General features: G+C 62.2%; 14 protein-coding genes and 2 pseudogenes. 10 read left to right on the top strand and 6 right to left on the bottom strand.

Translation table 11 applies throughout. The features are described 5' to 3' along the window. Window positions 1–186 precede the first annotated feature (186 nt). The 6 genes and pseudogenes from DM374_RS04405 to DM374_RS34250 all read left to right on the top strand — a co-directional run. Window positions 187–405, top strand: a complete 219-nt coding sequence (locus tag DM374_RS04405) for a hypothetical protein (RefSeq protein ID WP_110968782.1) — start codon at window positions 187–189, stop codon at window positions 403–405. A 223-nt stretch (window positions 406–628) separates the two neighbouring features. Beyond that, window positions 629–2305: a sulfate permease gene (locus DM374_RS04400; RefSeq protein WP_225422447.1), complete on the top strand. Its 1677-nt coding sequence runs from the start codon at window positions 629–631 to the stop codon at window positions 2303–2305. Between the two features lie 215 nt (window positions 2306–2520). Next, window positions 2521–3372 (top strand): hypothetical protein, encoded by an 852-nt coding sequence (locus tag DM374_RS04395; protein ID WP_110968780.1) that lies wholly within the window; start codon window positions 2521–2523, stop codon window positions 3370–3372. Further along, the gene (locus tag DM374_RS04390; protein ID WP_110968779.1) at window positions 3356–4399 is read left to right on the top strand and encodes a GGDEF domain-containing protein; all 1044 of its coding nucleotides are present in this window, start codon (window positions 3356–3358) and stop codon (window positions 4397–4399) included. The genes DM374_RS04395 and DM374_RS04390 overlap by 17 nt, the downstream gene beginning before the upstream one ends. A gap of 95 nt (window positions 4400–4494) precedes the next feature. Further along, window positions 4495–5139: pseudogene (locus tag DM374_RS34255) on the top strand (PAS domain S-box protein); the annotation flags it as partial. Window positions 5140–5334: 195 nt separating this feature from the next. After that, window positions 5335–5694, top strand: a pseudogene (locus tag DM374_RS34250) (methyl-accepting chemotaxis protein); the annotation flags it as partial. Between the two features lie 110 nt (window positions 5695–5804). Here the strand turns inward: DM374_RS34250 and DM374_RS04380 are convergent. The 3 genes from DM374_RS04380 to DM374_RS04370 all read right to left on the bottom strand — a co-directional run bounded on the left by DM374_RS04380 (window position 5805) and on the right by DM374_RS04370 (window position 9812). Beyond that, a complete protein-coding gene (locus DM374_RS04380) occupies window positions 5805–8240 on the bottom strand; it encodes a TonB-dependent siderophore receptor (protein ID WP_110968777.1) in 2436 nt (811 codons plus the stop codon). A gap of 100 nt (window positions 8241–8340) precedes the next feature. After that, the gene (locus tag DM374_RS04375; protein ID WP_110968776.1) at window positions 8341–9309 is read right to left on the bottom strand and encodes a FecR family protein; all 969 of its coding nucleotides are present in this window, start codon (window positions 9307–9309) and stop codon (window positions 8341–8343) included. Then, window positions 9306–9812, bottom strand: a complete 507-nt coding sequence (locus DM374_RS04370; RefSeq protein ID WP_110968775.1) for a sigma-70 family RNA polymerase sigma factor — start codon at window positions 9810–9812, stop codon at window positions 9306–9308. The genes DM374_RS04375 and DM374_RS04370 overlap by 4 nt, the downstream gene beginning before the upstream one ends. A gap of 209 nt (window positions 9813–10021) precedes the next feature. Here DM374_RS04370 and DM374_RS04365 point away from each other — a divergent pair, with 209 nt between their 5' ends. Together DM374_RS04365 and DM374_RS04360 are read left to right on the top strand one after the other, a co-directional pair. Next, the gene (locus DM374_RS04365) at window positions 10022–12226 is read left to right on the top strand and encodes an OsmC domain/YcaO domain-containing protein (RefSeq protein WP_110968774.1); all 2205 of its coding nucleotides are present in this window, start codon (window positions 10022–10024) and stop codon (window positions 12224–12226) included. A gap of 176 nt (window positions 12227–12402) precedes the next feature. Beyond that, window positions 12403–13212, top strand: a complete 810-nt coding sequence (locus tag DM374_RS04360; RefSeq protein WP_110968773.1) for a substrate-binding periplasmic protein — start codon at window positions 12403–12405, stop codon at window positions 13210–13212. Here the strand turns inward: DM374_RS04360 and DM374_RS04355 are convergent, their stop codons facing one another. Next, the gene (locus DM374_RS04355; protein WP_110968772.1) at window positions 13213–13644 is read right to left on the bottom strand and encodes a hypothetical protein; all 432 of its coding nucleotides are present in this window, start codon (window positions 13642–13644) and stop codon (window positions 13213–13215) included. 191 nt (window positions 13645–13835) lie between these two features. Between DM374_RS04355 and yfcF the strand changes: the two genes are divergently transcribed. Both yfcF and DM374_RS04345 read left to right on the top strand, forming a co-directional pair. Continuing rightward, window positions 13836–14468: a glutathione transferase gene (gene yfcF, locus DM374_RS04350; protein WP_110968771.1), complete on the top strand. Its 633-nt coding sequence runs from the start codon at window positions 13836–13838 to the stop codon at window positions 14466–14468. Window positions 14469–14579: 111 nt separating this feature from the next. Beyond that, on the top strand, window positions 14580–15296 hold the full coding sequence (locus tag DM374_RS04345) for a hypothetical protein (RefSeq protein ID WP_110968770.1): 717 nt from the start codon (window positions 14580–14582) through the stop codon (window positions 15294–15296). Between the two features lie 122 nt (window positions 15297–15418). Here the strand turns inward: DM374_RS04345 and DM374_RS04340 are convergent, their stop codons facing one another. Together DM374_RS04340 and DM374_RS04335 are read right to left on the bottom strand one after the other, a co-directional pair. Further along, window positions 15419–16228 carry a hypothetical protein gene (locus DM374_RS04340; RefSeq protein WP_110968769.1) on the bottom strand — a complete coding sequence of 270 codons (810 nt, stop codon included), beginning with the start codon at window positions 16226–16228 and terminating at the stop codon, window positions 15419–15421. 397 nt (window positions 16229–16625) lie between these two features. Further along, entirely contained in the window at window positions 16626–18944 is a 2319-nt protein-coding gene (locus DM374_RS04335) for a TonB-dependent receptor (RefSeq protein WP_110968768.1), read from the bottom strand. Window positions 18945–19017 lie beyond the last annotated feature (73 nt).

Here is a 19017-nt window from a genome sequence, read left to right as displayed (position 1 = left end):
TATCGGTCAGACGTCCAGTCTGCGGCATCGCTGTCAGCGGGGTCTGTTCGGTAGCGAACAGACCCGCCGCGCCATTGCGCCCACTCTGCAAGAACGTGCGCGATACATTTACCGTGACCCGGATGCGCGAAGTGCAGTAACTCTCCGGCAACGTTTGCCGGACGAGGTCAATAACCTGAGGTGATTATGGTCAGCGACGAAAAGGACCGCGAAACGGACAGTGCCAATGACCCGACAGAGGGCCAGGAATGGCTTCCGGCAGAGGAGGGTGAGGATACCGATGACGTCAAACCTGCAGGCGCCGAGGACCGTGATGACTACATAGACGTCGATGAGCCCACGGTGATTGAACGCCCGGATTTATCCAGGGCGTCGAATGCGGAGCGATATAGTCGACAACGTTAATTGCCGGCGTTAGGTCTTTTCGCGAGCAAGCTCGCTCCTACAAAAGCGACGCGCGCGCCTCGCCCCGTAGGAGCGAGCTTGCTCGCGAAGGATGTTAGGCTTCCCTGCCTATTTCGCACGGAAGCCACCACACCCCATGGAACAGCCACCCTCCACAACACCCCCTCGGCAAGGCCAGCTACCCCGTACCCCCGCGTCCCTTCGCTCCGGCTGGCGGCGCTGGATGCCGGGGCTGGAGATGTTGCGCAATTACCCGCTGGCCTGGCTGCCGAAAGACCTGCTCGCCGGGATTGTGCTGACCGCCATGCTGGTGCCGGTCGGTATCGCGTACGCCCAGGCTTCCGGAGTTCCGGGTATCTACGGCCTGTACGCGACCATCATTCCGCTGCTGGTCTACGCACTGTTCGGGCCCAGCCGCTTCCTGGTGCTGGGCCCGGATTCGGCGTTGGTGGCGATCATCCTGGCGGTGGTGTTGCCGCTGTCTGCGGGCGATCCCGCGCGCGCCATCACCCTGGCCAGCGCCATGGCGCTGGTGTCCGGCCTGGTGTGCGCTGCCGCTGGCTTACTGCGGCTGGGCTTTATCACCGAACTGTTGTCCAAGCCGATCCGCTACGGCTACATGAACGGCATCGCCTTCACCGTGCTGATCAGCCAGACCCCGAAACTCTTCGGCATCTCCCTCGACAGCGCCGGGCCGTTGCACGACATACCCGGCTTGTTCCAGGCGCTGTTCGACGGCAAGGCCAACTGGCACGCCTTCGCCCTCGGTGGCGGCAGCCTGGCGATCATTCTGCTGCTCAAGCGTTTCGAGCGGGTGCCGGGCATCCTCATCGCTGTGGTGCTCGCCACCCTGGCGGCGTGGGGTTTTGCGCTGGAGGCCGAGGGAGTTCAGGTGGTTGGGTCGCTGCCTCAGGGCTTGCCAGGTTTTTCCATTCCGCTGATCGGGTTGAACGAACTGACCACCGTATTGATTGGTGGCTTCGCCGTGGCGCTGGTGTCATTCGCCGACACCAGCGTGCTGTCGCGCACCTACGCCGCCCGGACCCGTTCGCCGGCCGACCCCAACCAGGAAATGATCGGCCTGGGCATGGCCAACCTCGCCACCAGCCTGTTCCAGGGCATTCCCGTCAGCAGCAGTTCATCGCGGACTCCGGTGGCCGAAGCCGCTGGCGCGCGCAGCCAACTCACCGGCGTGTTCGGCGCCCTTGGCGTGGGCCTATTGTTGCTGTTTGCGCCTGACCTGCTGCGCCATCTGCCTGTCAGCGCCCTGGCGGCAGTGGTTATCGCCGCCGCTATTGGCCTGTTCGAATTCCGTGACCTGCTGCGCATTTACCGCATTCAGCAATGGGAGTTCTGGCTGTCGATCGTCTGCTTCATCGGTGTGGTGGTGCTGGGTGCCGTGCCCGGGATCGGGCTGGCGGTGGTGATCGCCGTAATCGAATTCCTGTGGGACGGCTGGCGCCCGCATTACGCGGTGCTGGGGCGGGTTGCCGGGATTCGTGGCTACCACGACATCAGCCGCTATCCCGACGCCCGCCTGGTGCCGGGCCTGGTGTTGTTCCGCTGGGATGCGCCGCTGTTCTTCGCCAATGCCGAGCAGTTCCAGAGTTGCGTTCTGCAAGCCATCGAACAGTCACCGACACAGGTCCGCCGGATAGTCATCGCCGCAGAACCGGTCACCAGCGTGGACGTCACCTCGGCGGACATGTTGATCGAGCTTGAACAGTACTTGCGTTCCGCAGGCATTGAGCTGCGTTTTGCCGAAATGAAGGATCCGGTGAAGGACAAGCTGCGGCGCCTGGAAGTGCTGGCGCGGATTGGCAGTGATGTGTTCCAGCCAACGGTGGGGGCGGCTGTGGATGTTTATCTGGAGGAGCATGGGGTGGACTGGACGCCCTAGTTTTTACGAAAAGTGAATATGCCGCAGTATCGGGTACAAACCGTGACAGATAATTATGACCGTATTAATCGTACTGATTTATCGGGATGAATAATTAGTCTGGATGCGTCTGGAACATTTTTGGGGAGAAAGTGGGCCACTCGGAAAAGCATTTATACTCAAAACCTTATTGAGTGATGGCTTTATGTAATCATCCGAGGGGTGTCTGAATATTGATGATAAAAACCGAGCTGCTGGAATACCTGGACAACACGATTTCTAGCATGGTCGAGGCCGATATCGATGACGCCATCGTTCTTCACCTGGAGTTGATCATTGAGAACTATCGGAGAAAACCCTTCTTTTACAAAACGCTGTTGAAGTATGACCGGCTGATGGTTGTGTTATCGCTGTGTAGTTTTTATTACAGCGATAACCTGGTGCCGTTATCCAAAGTTAAGCAGTTCTGCGAGGCGAGAGGGTATTTGTCACGCAACAGCCTTGATTCTTATTTTTCGTTCTTCTTTATCTCCGGTTATATGAACGTGCAGGCTCACCCGGAGGATGCCCGTCAACGCACTTACGCACCGACTGAAATGGCCTCGTTCGAGGCAGCTCGACTGATCAAGAGTTATCTGCTCCCTGCCATGTCGTTGGCGCCCGGCGCTGTTGAATTTTTCAACAAAACAGACGATGAAATCATCCGTTGCTTCTTCTGCGGCCTGCGCAGGTTGCTGGACGCCAATATCATGCTCGACGCCCTGCAGCCTGAGGCGAAATGGATCATCAACAAGGATGGCGGCCATTTGCCGATGTTGGCGCTCTATGTCGATGCCTTGAAGTCTCGCTCGACGAGCAAGGGCTACAAGTCGTCGACTTATGCGCAATTGTCGGCCCGGTTGTGCGTTTCCAGCACGCATGTCATGCGTCTGGTCAGGGAAGGCGAGAACAAGGGCTACTTCAAGACGTTCGGCAACCTGGTGGAACTGTGCCCGAGCTTCACCCTGTTGGTCAGGCAAACCATGGCAATCACCTTTGCCGTTGTGAGGGTCAGCATGGAGCTGGGTGAAGATGCCACACAATCATGATCTTTCTGTACGGGTCACGGGCGCCCCTGCCAACCATGACCAGCGAATCCGGTTGTTGCTGCGCACTGGTGTGGTGGCTGCCGAACTGTTGGCAATCGGCAGTTGGGTGGCCATCAACCTGATGTTGTACGAGCGCCTGGGTAGTACCGTGCCCTGGATGACGCTGACCCTGCTGGCGTCGCTGTTTCTGCTCCATACATTCACCACCTCCGACAGGGTCTGGCGCTACTCGGGACTGGTCTTCCTGTTCGTTTTCGTACTTGGGTACAGGCGGCTCTTCAGTGAGTACCCGCTACTGCACGCCCAGTACTCCTTGCCGTTCGCCGTGCTGTCGGTGGTCGGCGCGTCCTTGCTGATCCGCGGGCGGCTGGACTACCTGGTGAGTGGCGTCCTGACCTGGCTTTTGATCTGGCCGGACGCGGGGTTGCAAGGGCAGGGGGGCAACCTGCGTTACCTCGGATTGTTCGTGGTGTTTTCGCTGTGTCTGGGCTGGGTCAACAACCACAGTTACATCAAGGCCCTGCAAACCACCCTGGATATCGAGCGGCACTACCGCCGACTCGCCGAGACCGACCATCTGACGTCGTTGTTCAACCGGCGTGCATTGATGGAGCGCTTCGAAAGCTTCGTCGCGTCCCGGCCGGGGGGCTTTTTTCTGATGATAGACATGGATGATTTCAAACGAATCAATGATGGCTTTGGACATGTCGCCGGGGATCAGGTGCTGTGCGCTCTGGCTGACTGCCTGCGTGCCGTCCCGGGAAGCTACTGCAGCGGCCGGCTCGGCGGTGAGGAGTTCGGGGTGGTCATCGATACCGTCGACCCAGACCAGGCACTGGCGTACGCCGATCGCCTGCTCGAAGCGGTTCGTGGCTGTGACACGGCACCGGCCATGTTCACCTTCAGCGCAGGGCTCGTGCCCTTTTTCAGGGACGAGGATCCATCGGGAATCCTTACCCATGCCGACCGCAATTTGTACAAGGCCAAGAGTGCTGGAAAAAACCGCGTGCAGGCCAGCACCCCCTGATATTAAAACCCGCTTGGGCTGGAGGTACTGTGTTCAATCGTCGTTGTGAGCAAGCGTTGCTCGAATGCAAACAAGAACTCGACGGTTTGAGGGATATGTTCGACCGTTTCGAGCAGGGACTGGTCTCGGCCCGGTTGGATGAGTCGGGCGTGCTTATCGGGGTCAACCCCGCGTTTGCCGAGGCCCTGGGTTACTCGCCACAGGCCCTGGCGGGCAGGCGTTTGAGCGAGTTGCTCGAACCCGGCTGCGCAACCATGGCCAGCGTGGAGCAGGAGCAGCCGCTGCGTTGCCGAAGTGCCAACGGCTTGCCCGTGGTCATGAACCTTTTCTGGGTACGTGAGCGCGATAGCGTTTTCCAGGGTTATGGAACGGTTGCACCCGGGTTGCCGCGCCAGGACAAGGACGGTCTGGAGATGTTTCGCGCACTGACGCGGTCGACCGCGATCATTCAGTTCAACCTCGACGGTACGGTGCTGGATGCCAATGAGCAGTTTCTCAAGGCCATGGGCTACACACTGGCGCAGATCCAGGGCCGGCATCATCGTTTGTTCTGTGTGGCCGAAGATGCTGCTTCGCAGGAGTATTCGGAATTCTGGAAGTCACTCAACAAAGGCCGCTTCGTTGCCGGCCGCTTTCGCCGGCTCGATAGCCGCGGACAGCTCGTCTGGCTGGAGGCTACCTACAATCCGATCGAGGATGTGCGCGGTCGCGTCTACAAAGTCGCCAAGTTCGCGAATATCGTCACCGACCAGGTGGAGAAGGCCAATCTGGTGAAACAGGCGGCAGACCTCGCTTACCAGACTTCACTGAACACCGGTCAGCGCGCGGATCAGGGGATGACAATTTTCGCCGAGTCGAACAAGGCCTTGCAGGACATTGCAGGCCAGATGGGGTCGGTGACCACCACCATGAAGGCGTTGGAGGCCCAGTCGCTGGTGATCGGCTCGATTGTGCAGACCATCGGCGCGATTGCGGCCCAGACCAACCTGCTGGCGCTCAACGCTGCCATCGAAGCGGCCCGTGCGGGTGAACAAGGGCGGGGGTTCGCGGTGGTCGCCGATGAAGTGCGCAAGCTTGCGGCACGGACTACCCAGGCTACTGGCGAGATCGTCGAGGTGGTCAAGCAGAATCGCGCGTTGGCCGATGATGCTCTGGGCCAGATCCAGCGCAGTTACGACCATACGAGCAAGGTTCTGGAACTGGCTGAGCAGTCCAGCGTAGCCATGCTGGATATCCAGCAGTTGGCCCGGCTGGTGGTCGAAGCGATCAGCCGGGTGGCGACCGACCTGAAATGATTGCCGCACCCTGCGGGCGAGGCCGTGGGGCGTCAGCCCAGTGAAGAACGGCCCCGACCTCCGACCCCGGCAAGGCGGGTATCGGTAGATCGGGAGCACGTCATCGGGCCTCAGAACACCGGCGTGTACTTCACACTGAACATCACATTGCGCGGATCACCGAAGTTGTTGTTGCCGTCGAGCTGGTTGTACCCGGCGGTGTAGTAGTGCTTGTCGAACAGGTTGTTGGCATTCAGCGCCAGGCCGATTTCCGGTGTGAGCTGGTAGCCGACGCGCGCGCTCCATACGGTGTAGCCCGGCACGTCGAAAGAGCGCTCGTAACCCAACGTATGGCTCTGGCTGGTGAAGCCCACGCCGGTGCTGACCCGGCTCCAGTCGCCGCTGAACTGGTAGTCGCTCCAGACCCGCAGCATGTGCTTGGGCGTCCAGGTGCTGAAGACCTTGCCTTCGTTCCTCGGGTCTTCAAGGTACTTGGTGGTGTTGTAGGTGTAGCCCGCGAACAGTTGCAGGCCACTGAGCACTTCGCCGCTGATCTCGGCGTCGAGGCCCTGGCTGCGCACCTTGCCGGCAGCAATCGAGCAGTACCCGCCATTGCAGGCAAAGCCCGCAGCCACATCGTTGACCGGGCGGTTTTCGTGGTCATAGCGGAACAGCGCCAGCGAGGTGTTGACCCGGCCGTCGAGCAGTTCGCCCTTGAGGCCCACTTCGTAGTTGCTGCCGATGATCGGCTTGAGCATGGCGCCGCTGGCATCGCGGGTGGTCTGCCGTTCGAACACGTCGGTGTAGCTGGCGTAGGCCGCCCATTCGCGGGTCAGGTCGTAGACGATGCCAGCGTAGGGCGTGACTTCGCCGGTTTCGTTGGTCTTGCTCTCCGCATTTGGGATCACCGTGTTGCTGAAGGCGAACTGGGTACCAGACTTGTAGCTGTAGTCATACCAACTCACCCGCGAACCGAGCACCAGGGTCAACTGCTCCACGGGCTTGACTCGCCAACTGCCGTACACGCCTTTCTGGCTGATGTCGTATTTGCTCGGTGTGCCGCGACCACCCGCGGTGTTGATCAGGCTGTCGTAGCTGATGTCGGGACGGTTGTGATTGATGTCGAAGATGGTTTCGCTGGCGTTGTTGAAGGTGCGGGCGAAGCGGTCATCCGAGGTTTGCCGGGAGAAGTTGCCGCCGAGGATGATTTCCTGCTGCATGGACAGCGCTTCGAAGCGGCCGCTGAGATTCATGTCCAGGCCGACCTTGGAGGCATCGAAGTCGGTCACGAAGTCGGCGTACTGCACGCCGGTGCCATCGGCTTCGAGGCCGTCGCCGGCACTTTGCAGGCGCTGGTTCTTGGCCTGGTTGTCTTCGCTCATGTGGATGGCGCCGACCTTGAAGGTCCAGTCATCGTTGAAGCGGTGCTCCAGGTCAGCCTGCAGCGTGGTGACGTCGATGTCGGAGCGGTTCCAGCGGGCGCCGGTGTAGGTCGAGCGCGACACGTCGACCGCGCTGCCGTCGGCGTAGCGCGGCAGGCCACGGATCATCGGCCGCGACTGACTGTCGGTGTGGCTGACCGCCAGGCCCAGGGTGGTGTCGTCGCGCAGGTCGATGTCCAGGGCACCGTACAGTGAGTGGGTCTTGCTCCATTCGTAGTCGATGAAGGAATGGCTCTGGTCTTCGTCGGCGACGAAACGGCCACGCACAGTACCGGCCTGGTTCAGCGGGCCGCCGGCGTCCAGTTGCAGTCCGTAGTGATCCCAGGAACCGGCCTTGCCGGTGATGCTCACGGTCGGCGTGTTCTGGCCGCGTTTGCGCACCAGGTTGATCGCGCCGCCGGGGCTGCCGGTGCCCTGCAACAGGCCCGAGGCGCCGCGCAGCACTTCCAGGCGGTCGAAGAAGATCAGGTCCTGGGTCGCCCAGTTGCCCAGCGCGTAGGTGTTACGCACGATCGGCACGCCGTCGTACTGCCAGTGATCGATCTGGAACCCCCGCGAGGTGAGGATCATGCCCTTGCCGACGCCCTGCACACCGACCATCCCTGTGGTCATGTTGGCCGCGTCCTTGAGGTCGGTGAGGCCCTGATCGTCCATTTGCTGGCGGGTCATCACGGTGATCGACTGGGGGATTTCCTTCAGCGTGTGGGTGCCCTTGCCGATGGTCACGGCGCGGGCGGCGTAGGAGTGCGAGGCTTCGGTGGTGGGGTCGTTGCTGCGTTCAACGATGCTGGTGACGCCCAGTTGCAGCCCCGCTTCGCTGGCCGCAGCCGGCTCGACGCTGAAATTGCCCTGGCTGGTCACGCGCAATTGCAGGCCGCTGCCGGACAGCGCGTGCTGCATGGCCTGCTCGGCGGACATCCGGCCGCTCACCGCTGGCGCCTGTTTGCCGCCGACCAGCGCCGGGTCGAGGGAAATGATGCGTCCGCTTTGGCCGGCGATCGCATTGAGGGTGCTGGCCAGAGGGCCGGGTTGCAGGTTGAAGGTCAGGTCTTGTGCCAGGGCAGGGCTCGCCAGGGTTGCCAGGGCAACCGCGACGGAAAGGGCGTTGGGCCAGGTGTTGATCACAACAATCTCCTGAGTGTGTGGAAGTGTCAGGAGATAGGTGGGACGAGAAATGAAAACCGGACACAAACAAGATCAATTTTCAGAAAATATTTTCGTCCGGTCATTTCGGGCCGATCAGGGTCAGCCAGGGACTGTAGCGATCCACCCGGATCGGCAGGGTTTCGGCCAGCGCGTCCAGCGCCCGCTCCGGCTGGTCGAGCGGGAACACGCCCTGCACGCGCAGGCCGCGAACCTTGGGGTCCACGCGGACAAAACCACGGCTGTAAGGGCGCAGCGCCTCGACCACCTGATCGAGGGATTCATCCAGTACGTTGAGCCGCCCGCTCAGCCAGTCGCTGCGGTAACGCTGGTCGCCGTTGACCAGGGCAATCCGTCCTGGCAACAGCAATGCCGACTGACCTTCCGGGATCACCTGCGTCGTGCCATCGAACAACTGCGCCTGCACCGAGTGCTGCAACACCACCAGGCGGCTGGCGTCCTGTTCCTGGGCGACGAGGAAGCGCGTGCCCAGTGCGCGCAGCTCACCTTCGGCAGTGCGCACCCGCAACGGCCGGTTGGCGTCGGGGGCGACATCGATGATCAGTTCGCCTCGGCGCAGGATCACCAGCCGTTGCTGGTCATCGAAACGCAGGTCGACAGCGCTGTTGGCGTTGAGGCTCAGGCGGCTGCCGTCGGCCAGATTGAAATGCTGGCGCTCACCGCGCCCGGTGTGCAGGTCGACCAGCCAGGCATCGGCGAGCGGACTGCGGGCGCCCAGCCAGGCGCCGCCACCGAGCAGACCCAGGCCGGCGATCACACGCAGGGCGTCGCGGCGCGAGGCCTGGGGTTGCAACAGTACTTGGCGGGCTTCGCCGGCCTGGCCGGGCAGTCGCCGGTCAAGGGCGCGCACCGTATTGAACGAGCCGCCGAGACGCTCCTGGAGTTTTTCCCAGGCCTGACTGTGGGCACGGTCCAGCGCCAGCCAGGCGTTGAAACGCTCCAGCAGTGCGGCATCGGGAGTGCCGGCGCGCAGCTTGACCATCCAGTCGATGGCTTGTTCGCTGACGCGGTCCAGGCGCGCCTTGCTCATGGCGCCACCTCGCACAGGTAGCACTGGCGCAACGCTTGTTTCATGTAGCGGCTGACGGTGCGCTCCGACAACCCGAGCTTCTGCGCGATCGCCACGTAGCTCAGGCCATCGAGCTGGCTGTAGAGGAAGGTGGCTTTGACGATCATCGGCAGGCCGTCGATGACCCGGTCTATCGCGACCAGGGCTTCGAGCAGTTGCAACTGCTCTTCGGGAGAGGGCGCCAGTGCCTCGGGCAGCGCCGCCAGGCGTTCGAGGTAGGCCTGTTCCAGCTTGCGCCGGCGATGACGGTCGAAGATTAGACGCCGGGCGATGGTCGACAGATAGGCGCGCGGCTGTTCGATGCTGTCGGGATCGACGCGGGCCGCCAGCAACTGGCAAAACGTATCGGCGGCGGTGTCCTCGGCGTCCGCGTGATTGCGCAAGTGTCGATGGATATGCTGCAGCAGCCAACGGTGATGGTCGCTGAAAAAGAATCCCAGCTTGCTGGACGGAGGAGATTGCACGGGTCGGTGTTTCCGATGTTAGTGTGAATCGTTCTCAATACTACCCGTGGGACGAGAGCCAGCGCAATTGCCGCTTGTGGCGGTATGGTGGGGCATTTGCCTCGGCAAAAGCGGCGCTGCACACGCTGATCCGACGATCCTCTCTGGCTTCCCGCGGAAAAAACCGGATACTGGCGACCATTTCGTTTAGCCCGTTCTGGTAATCCCGCATGGAAATCAAAGTCAACTTTCTCGACAACCTCCGACTCGAAGCCAAGTTCGATGACTTCACGGTGGTGGCCGACCAGCCCATCCGCTACAAGGGCGATGGCTCGGCCCCTGGACCGTTCGACTATTTCCTGGCGTCTTCGGCGCTGTGCGCGGCGTACTTCGTAAAGCTGTACTGTCAGACGCGGGACATCCCCACCGACAACATTCGCCTGTCGCAGAACAACATCGTCGACCCGGAAAACCGCTACAACCAGATTTTCAAGATCCAGGTCGAGCTGCCAGCGGACATTTCCGCCAAGGACCGCCAGGGCATCCTGCGCTCCATCGACCGTTGCACGGTGAAGAAGGTGGTGCAGACCGGCCCCGAGTTCATCATCGAGGAAGTCGACAACCTCGACGCCGATGCCCAGGCCCTGCTGATGCCGAGCGCCGCGGAGGGCAGCAGCACCTGCATCCTCGGCAAGGACCTGCCGCTGGAAGAAACCATCGCCAATATGTCGGCCATCCTCGCTGACCTCGGGATGAAGATCGAAATCGCCTCGTGGCGCAATATCGTGCCGAATGTCTGGTCGCTGCATATCCGCGACGCACAATCGCCGATGTGCTTCACCAACGGCAAGGGCGCGACCAAGGAAGGCGCGCTGGCCTCGGCGCTGGGCGAGTTCATCGAGCGGCTGAACTGCAACTTCTTCTACAACGACCAGTTCTGGGGCGAAGACATCGCCAACGCCGAATTCGTCCACTACCCCAATGAGCGCTGGTTCCAGCCGGGCCGCAAGGACGCGCTGCCGAAGGAAATCCTCGACGACTACACCCGCGCGATCTACAACCCGGACGGCGAGCTGCTGGGCACCCACCTGTACGACACCAACTCCGGCAACATCGAGCGCGGCATCTGCTCGCTGCCATTCGTGCGCCAGTCCGACGGCGAAGTGGTGTACTTCCCGTCGAACCTGATCGAAAACCTCTACCTCAGCAACGGCATGAGCGCCGGCAACACCCTGGCCGAAGCGCAGGTGCAGTGCCTCTCGGAAATCTTCGAGCGCGCCGTGAAGCGGGAAATCCTCGAAGGCGAACTGGCCCTGCCGGATGTGCCGCAAGAGGTACTGGCCAAGTACCCGGGCATCGTCGCCGGCATCCAGGGCCTGGAAGAGCAAGGCTTCCCGGTGCTGGTCAAGGACGCGTCGCTGGGCGGTGAATTCCCGGTGATGTGCGTGACCCTGATGAACCCGCGCACCGGCGGCGTGTTCGCCTCGTTCGGCGCGCACCCGAGCTTCGAAGTGGCGGTGGAACGCAGCCTGACCGAACTGCTTCAGGGCCGCAGCTTCGAGGGCCTGAACGACCTGCCGCAGCCGACGTTCGAAAGCCATGCGCTGATGGAACCGAACAACTTCGTCGAACACTTCATCGACTCCAGCGGTGTGGTGTCGTGGCGCTTCTTCAGCGCCAAATCCGATTTCGAATTTGTCGAGTGGGACTTCTCCGGCCAAGGTGAAGACTCCAACGCCGACGAAGCCGCGACCCTGTTCGGCATCCTCGAAGGCATGGGCAAGGAAGCGTACATGGCCGTGTATGACGACCTCGGCGCCACCGCTTGCCGCATCCTGGTGCCGGGCTATTCGGAAATCTACCCGGTGGACGACCTGGTCTGGGACAACACCAACAAGGCACTGTTCTTCCGCGAAGACATCCTCAACCTGCATCGCCTCGATGATGACGGGCTGGAAGCGCTGCTGGAGCGCCTGCTGGAGTCCGAACTGGACGAGTACACCGAGATCAAGACGCTGATCGGCGTCGAGTTCGACGACAACACCGTCTGGGGCCAGTTGACCATTCTCGAGCTGAAGATCCTGATCCAGGTCGCGCTGCGCAAGTTCGACGACGCCAAGGAACTGGTGGAGATGTTCCTGCAGTTCAACGACAACACCGTCGAGCGCGGGCTGTTCTACCAGGCGCTGAACGTGGTGCTGGAAGTGGAGCTGGACAACGAGCTGGAGCTGGGCGACTACGAAGTCAATTTCCGCCGCATGTTCGGCAACGAGCGGATGGATGCGGTGATCGCCTCGGTCGCGGGCAGCCTGCGCTTCCACGGCCTGACGCCGACCAGCATGAAGCTGGAAGGTCTGGACCGGCACCTGCGCCTGATCGACAGCTACAAGAAACTGCACGCGGCACGGGCCAAGGCGGCGGGCCTGAAGGGCTAAGCCCTTCGCCGTGGTCAATTTTGCGGGCCACCCTCTGGCCCGCAAAAGGATGGTTCACCGAAACATTTGTTGCCATACGACAATCTATCGCCGATCCACACTGCTACTCTGGCATCTGGCCATATCTGGCCCAGACTGTGAAAACCGCCGAATTTCACCTGTGCCGAGGGTCGTGAATGATCGAGCGTCGTTACCGCCGCTCCTTGTGGCTGTTGCTGGTGCTGCTGCTGATGTCCGGGTCCACAATGGCCGCGGATCAGTGCAAGTACCTCACTGCCACGGGTAACCCCGAATATCCCCCCTATCTCTGGCGTGATCCCGACAATCCGGGCCAACTGATCGGCGCCAATGCCGACCTGCTCAAGCAGGTGGCCAGCGAGCTGGGACTGGAGGTGGACGTCCGTTATACCGGTCCCTGGTCCCGCGCCCAGGAAGAGGCGCGCACCGGCCGTGTCGACCTGCTGGCCGGCTATTTCCTCACCGAAGTGCGCCAGCAAAGCATGGACTTCATCAAGCCCGCGTTCCTGTATACGCCGAGCGTGGTCTGGGTGCGTCAGGATGACAGCTTTGTCTATCGCACCTGGGAGGACCTCAAGGGGCGCAAGGGCGGGACGCTGGTCAGCAACAGCCATGGCCAGCAGTTCGATGACTACGCCCGGGACCACCTCAACCTCGAAGCGGTGCCCGGCGCCAGTCAGGCGTTCCAGAAACTGCTGCTCAAGCGCAACGACTACGTGATTTACGAGCAGTATCCCGGCATGGCGCTGAGCCGCACTCTGGGCATGGAAGACAAACTCAAGGTCCTCGACCCGCCGGTTTCCAGCGAAGGGCTGTACCTGGCGCTGTCCCATGACTCACCGTGCAATCGTCCGGAGCTGCGCGCGCGGCTGGCGCAGAAAATGCGCGAAGTCGCTGCCGGACCGAAGCCGGAACAGTGGGTGACGGAGAATCTGGAGCGCTGGAAAAGCCAGCAGGAGCCGCGCTAGCTAGCCGATCTGCCCCCACACCTGCACCAGGCCTAGGGCATGCACCAGGCCGATGCCGGTGCAGAGGGCCGAACTAATAATGACGAAGCGCAGGCTGCGGCCATCGTTCAGCAGCAAGAACGGCCCCGCCAACCCGCGAAACAGATAAACCAGGGTAATGACGCACAGTGCCGGACGCAGCAGCGGCAGCGCGCCGATCACCCCCGCGCCGGACAGCGCGTAGGCCGCCCAACTGGCCAGGACCAAGGCGATGCCCAGGGTGACGATGGCCGGAAAGCGATAGCCTTTCTCGGCGGCGCGGACAAACCGCTGTCCCGCGCCGGCCAGGCGATAACCGGCGGGCCCGGCGATGATCACCCCCAGGTGCAGCACGGCGGCGAGCAGGCTGAGGACTGCGGCAATGATGAGGGGCAGGTTGTGTTCGACGTCCATTCGCGCTGTTCCTTGCTGGGTTTGAGCACCACTGTCGTCGGTTTGAAACGCTGATGAACGCCCTCGCGCCGGACAACGCGCGCACTGTACCGCCATTGCATTCCACCGAGGAATGCCCCCATGAATATCTTGAATTTTATTTTTTCCGGCGAACCCCCTAGCGTGAGCGCATCGCACAAGGAGTTCCTGTCATGTCTCGCTCGCCGCTACAGCTTTTCGTTGACGCCCGCTTCACCAGTCCCTACGCCATGTCCGCCTACGTGACGCTGCGGGAGAAGGGCCTTGAGTTCGAAACGGTGCTGGTCGATCTCGACTGGTCCGAGAACCTCTCGGACGACTACACACGCCTGTCGCTGACCCAGCGCGTGCCGACGCTGATCGACGAAGGTTTCGCCCTGTCCGAGTCCTCGGCCATCACCGAGTACCTCGAAGAGCGTCATCCGCAGGTTGCGGTCTACCCGAAAGACACCGTGCAGCGGGCGAGGGCGCGGCAGGTTCAGGCGTGGTTGCGCAGTGACCTGCTGCCGATCCGCCAGGAGCGTTCCACCCTGGTGGTGTTCTACGGTGTCAAGGCCGGACCGCTGTCGCCGGAAGGTGTCGCGGCGGCGAAGAAACTGATCAACGCGGCGGAAACCTTGCTGGCCGATGGCGCCGAGTACCTGTGCGGCGAGTGGTCGATCGCCGACGTCGAACTGGCGGTGATGCTCAACCGCCTGATCCTCAACGGCGACCCGGTGCCGGCTGGGCTCAAGGAGTACGCGGCGCGCCAGTGGCAGCGGTCGAGCGTGCAGGAGTGGGTGCAGAAGGTTCGCCCTGCTTTGTAGGAAAGGGTATTCTCGCCACCGCTTGAGGCCGTTTGCTGCGGCCGCGAGCGGCGCGGGCCGGACATCCGGCTTGGCGAGACCTCCGTTTTCTCCTGGACAAAGGAATGTTGCATGCACGTACTGAAAAGCCTCCTCGTCTTGGCCGCGTTGGCCGTTGCCGGTTGTGCCAGCCAGCCGCCGGTTCCGCCACCGGAATACACTGGCCTGGAAAAGTCCGACAAGATCACCGTTCAGGACCTGCGTCCGCGGAGCGAAAGCGAGGCGGAAACCTTCAGTCTGTTGGTCACCAGCGGCGCCTACGGCATCTACCGCGTGGCGGACGGCGGGACCAAGCCCACAGGCGTGCGCCTGCTTACGCACCGGGCCTACGAAACCTTCCCGCAACTGATTGACCAGCCGACCATCAAGGTGCAGCACTTCGTGGCTTACGCCAACATGCAGTCGCATTTGCGCAAGACCTCGCTGCTCGCCGCCTTCACTGGGCCGATTGGCGTGGCGTTGATGGGCAACAACGAATTTCCCGCCAGCGATGTGCTGACCACCCAGGTTGATAGCGCGTTGCTGGACAAGACCGAGGGCGATGAGGAGCACACCCGCGCCTGGTACACCGAACAGGAAAACCCGGAAAAGACCCCGGTGAACCTGGTTTACATCGATACCGAAATGCTTGGCAAGCGCGTGACGAGCCGCTGCCTGGTGCCGCCGGTGAAGAACAAGCCGCACCTGTTCCTGGTCGAGGCGTACGACATGTGTATCGCTAATCACCTCGCGCTTTATCGTGCGCAAGGCGTGGCGAGCGTGGCTGCGCCGGCGCCGGGTGTGAACTGACTGCACGCGTTACAAACTGAGGGGGGGCGGGCGGCGCTCGATCTCAAGGGCGCTGAAGATCTATCGTAATGCGCAAGGCGGCCATTACCCGGCCTCCCGGCAAATGCTTTGAATTGTCACCGTCAAACGACGTCGTCAGTTGCCACCGATGACGACTCGGCGGATCGAGCAGGCGTATTTTCGAGTTGAAGACGCTCGCCCAACACCTCCTCCAGAAGAAACCGCCTTGCCGCCCGCGAAGCCACACTGATGCTACTGGGATGTTGAATTCGATAGCACTGAATGCTCTCGTTCAGCCTGAACCGCCATAACTGACTGGTCGGGATTCCCTGTTCGCGGTAACTCCCCATCTCGCTGCAAACGCTCGATTCGCCCTTGTGCGGAAAATACCGCTGCCGCCAACGGGCGCTGCTGGCGCCGTTGGCGAAAATGATGATGTCGGGTTGCAGGATATGGATCTGGGCCTTTAACAAGCGTTCGGACAGTCGTCTTAGTTGACCAAAATTTTCCCAGCGCATCGGTGATTTGCCATTCACGGCAAAGCTGAACAGGTTCGCCCAGGCAATACCGTCGGGGCCATGGCGGCTTGCGAGAGCACGGAGCAGATTGAAGAAACTCTCTCCTCGGTCCGTCGACTTGTTCAGGAATGTTGAAAGCTGCCGCTGCTGGATACCCATTGCTCGCAGGATGTAGTCATCAAGGTTGGTGAAGGGACTGGTATCAGTGACCACGTTCCAGCGCCGGGTTTCACGCCCTACCACCATTATTCGCCGAGGGGCGTTCAGGTACGCGGAAGAGGTGCCGGGAAGAAACAGGCCGGAAAGGCCCGCGAACTCCGCCTCATGGGCACGGCTGCGGTCCAGCCAGTGGGTTGGCAAGTCCGAAAGAATCTCGCGATAGGCCTGGATCAGGGTTTGTTGGGTGCTATCCATTGCAGCCGATTCCAAAAGCGGGGCGGAGGCCAAATGGCCCCTCGGTTTGAAAACCGCAATGGTGAAGAGGTCTGCCAGGTGATGTCAATTTGATGGAATGCTGTCGCCGCCCATCATTGGGTTGCAGGTCGGGAGAGTGTCAGCGCCCATGAGATCGAGCGCCGCTTGCGCGGCGCATCGCCGGCAAGCCGGCTCCCACAGTGTGGTAAATGGCTAGAGAGAGGCGGCTAAGGCGCCAACGTCGAAATCGCGTCGAACCCCAAGGCAGTCAACCATGGCTCAAGACCCTGTGGGAGCCGGCTTGCCGGCGATGCGCCGCGCAAGCGGCGCTCGATCTCACGGTCGCTGGAAAACGCTCGGCATGCGCCTGGCGGCCAATACTCGGTCTACACAACCGCTAAAAGTCATACCGCCCCGTAACCCCCACCGTCCTTGGCGTTCCCAGCACCCCCGTATACCCACCATTTGGCGAGTTCCACAGCGTGGTGTAGTAGGTCTTGTCCGCCGCATTCTTCACCCACAGCGAAACATCCCACTGCCCATCCGCAAGATCGCCGCGTACCCCGGCCGAGAGATTGACCAACGCATAGCTCGGCAATTGCGCATGTTCCGAGTCGTCCACCGTGCCGACGGCATGGGCGCGGAAGGCGTAGCTGGCGTTCACGTACGGTCGCACCGGACCCGCTTCCCATTCATAGGTGCCGCTGGCGTTGAGGATCCACTTCGAAGCGCCGACCACGGTGTGTCCGGTCAGGTCGCAGGACGCCGGGGCGCCAGGCCGCAAGGCGACTTCGGCCGGGCAGGGGGCGTTGCTGTAGTCGAGGTAACGCACGTCGTTCAGCGAGCCGTTGAGGTTCAGGGTCAGGCCGCGCACCGGCAGCAGGGTCGATTCGAACTCGACGCCGCGGCTGCGCACGGCGCCGGCGTTGGTCAGGTAGCTGGTGAGGTTGGCGTCGTCGTAGGCGTTGGTCTGGTAGCCGTGAACCTCGGTCCAGAACAGGTTGGCGTTGAGCAGCAGACGCCGGTCGAGCAGAGTGGTCTTGATCCCCAGTTCGGCGTCGTTGGCCCGTTCGCTGCCGATCAGCAGGGAGTCGGCACCGGCCACCGGAGCACTGGCGACGCTGAGGTTGACCCCACCCGACTTCTCGCCGTGGGACAACGAGGCATAGCCCATCACCTGATCATTGAAGCGATAAGCCAGGCTGACCAGCGCCGACGGGCTGAAGCTGTAGACGCTTAGGTCGCCCGAGTCATACGCACCGAGACGCCCCTGGCGCACGTTCGCCGCCGCACCGGTGACTGCCGCGCCGCCGGTTGGCGCATAGCGGCCGACCCGCGCCTGCTTCACCTCGTAGGTGCCGCGCACGCCGGCGGTAAGGTCCAGGCGTGGCGTCAGGTGCCAGGTGCTCTGGGCGAACAGGGCGAAGCTGTCGGTGTCGATGCGGCCCTTGCCCAGGCTGTAGACGTTGTTCAGTGCGCCCTGCGGCGTGCCGTTCCAGGTGTCGGCCAGCGGGCCGTAGTCGGTGAAGACTTCGTTGCGCATTTCCTGGCGGAAGTAATACGCGCCGAGCACATAGTCGAAGACATCGCCGGTGGGCGAGGCCAGGCGTAGCTCCTGGGAATATTGCTGGTCCCGCGCCGACTGGCCAACGTTGTACATCACCGGGACGTTGAGTTCGTCGTCGTTGCGCGGGGTGAAATCCCACCAGCGCCAGGCGGTGACGGAGGTCAGGGTGTAGTCGCCGGGCAGGCTCCAGTTGGCTTCCAGCGAGGTGCCGCCCTGGAACACTTTGACGTTCTGGTCGGCGTCGAGGTTGACGTGGCGCCCCTGGGCCAGGCTTGCGCCCACCGCGGCGGCGCGCTGCTCGTAGCGGTTGACGCCGTTGATGGTCGGGCCGGTGCTGAACAGCGAGCGGGTGCCGGCGCTGGAGTCCTCTTCGTTGTAGTCGGCGATCCAGCGCAGGTTGAAGGATTCATTGGGCTCGAACAGCAGTTGCCCACGGAAGCCCTGGCGGGTTCCGCCGCCGAGGGTATGGCCGTTGTAGTCGTTCTCGACGTAGCCGTTTTCCCGGGTGCGGTAGGCAGAGAAACGCCCGGCCAACTGGCTGGTCAATGGCCCGCCGATACTGGCGTGGGTCTGCACGTAGCCGTCTTCGCCAAACGAGGTCGAGACGCTGCCTTCCGAGGTGAACGAGGGCCGCCGGGTACTGATATTCAGCACGCCGGCGGTGGTGTTCTTGCCGAACAAGGTGCCTTGCGGGCCGCGCAGCAGTTCGAGCTGCTCGATGTCCAGCAGGTCGAACACGGCCATGCCGGGGCGGCCGAGGTAGACGTTGTCGAGGTAGATCCCGGCGCTGCCTTCCAGGCCGTCGCTGGCCGGGTTGTTGCCCAGCCCGCGGATCGACAGGCTGGACTGGCGCGGGTTCATGAACGACACGTTGACGCTGGGCAGCGCCTGTTGCAGGTCTTGCACGCGGTACAGGCGCTGGTTTTCCAGGGTCTGCGCCGAGAGCACGGTCATCGCGGTGGGCACCGACTGGACATCCTCCACACGGCGGCGGGCATTGACGGTGATGGTCTGCAAGGTCGCGTCATCGGCCTGCTGGCCCTCGACGGTTTCGGCGCTGTAGCCCGGCGAGCAGGCCAGGGCCAGCAAACCGGGAAGAAAACGGGGCCAGACGCACGCGCGGCTGTTTCGTTGCAAAGGCATGGTCATCATGAACTCCTGTGATGAATGAACCTCTCGCTGCGCGTGGTCTGCGTAAGCGTGATCGGAAGGGTTGGGGGTT

This window comes from Pseudomonas huaxiensis (assembly GCF_003231275.1).
Classification (GTDB): Bacteria; Pseudomonadota; Gammaproteobacteria; order Pseudomonadales; family Pseudomonadaceae; genus Aquipseudomonas; species Aquipseudomonas huaxiensis.
The sequence above is the reverse complement of the archived record's forward strand: the minus strand, read 5'-3'. Positions and strand labels throughout refer to the sequence as shown.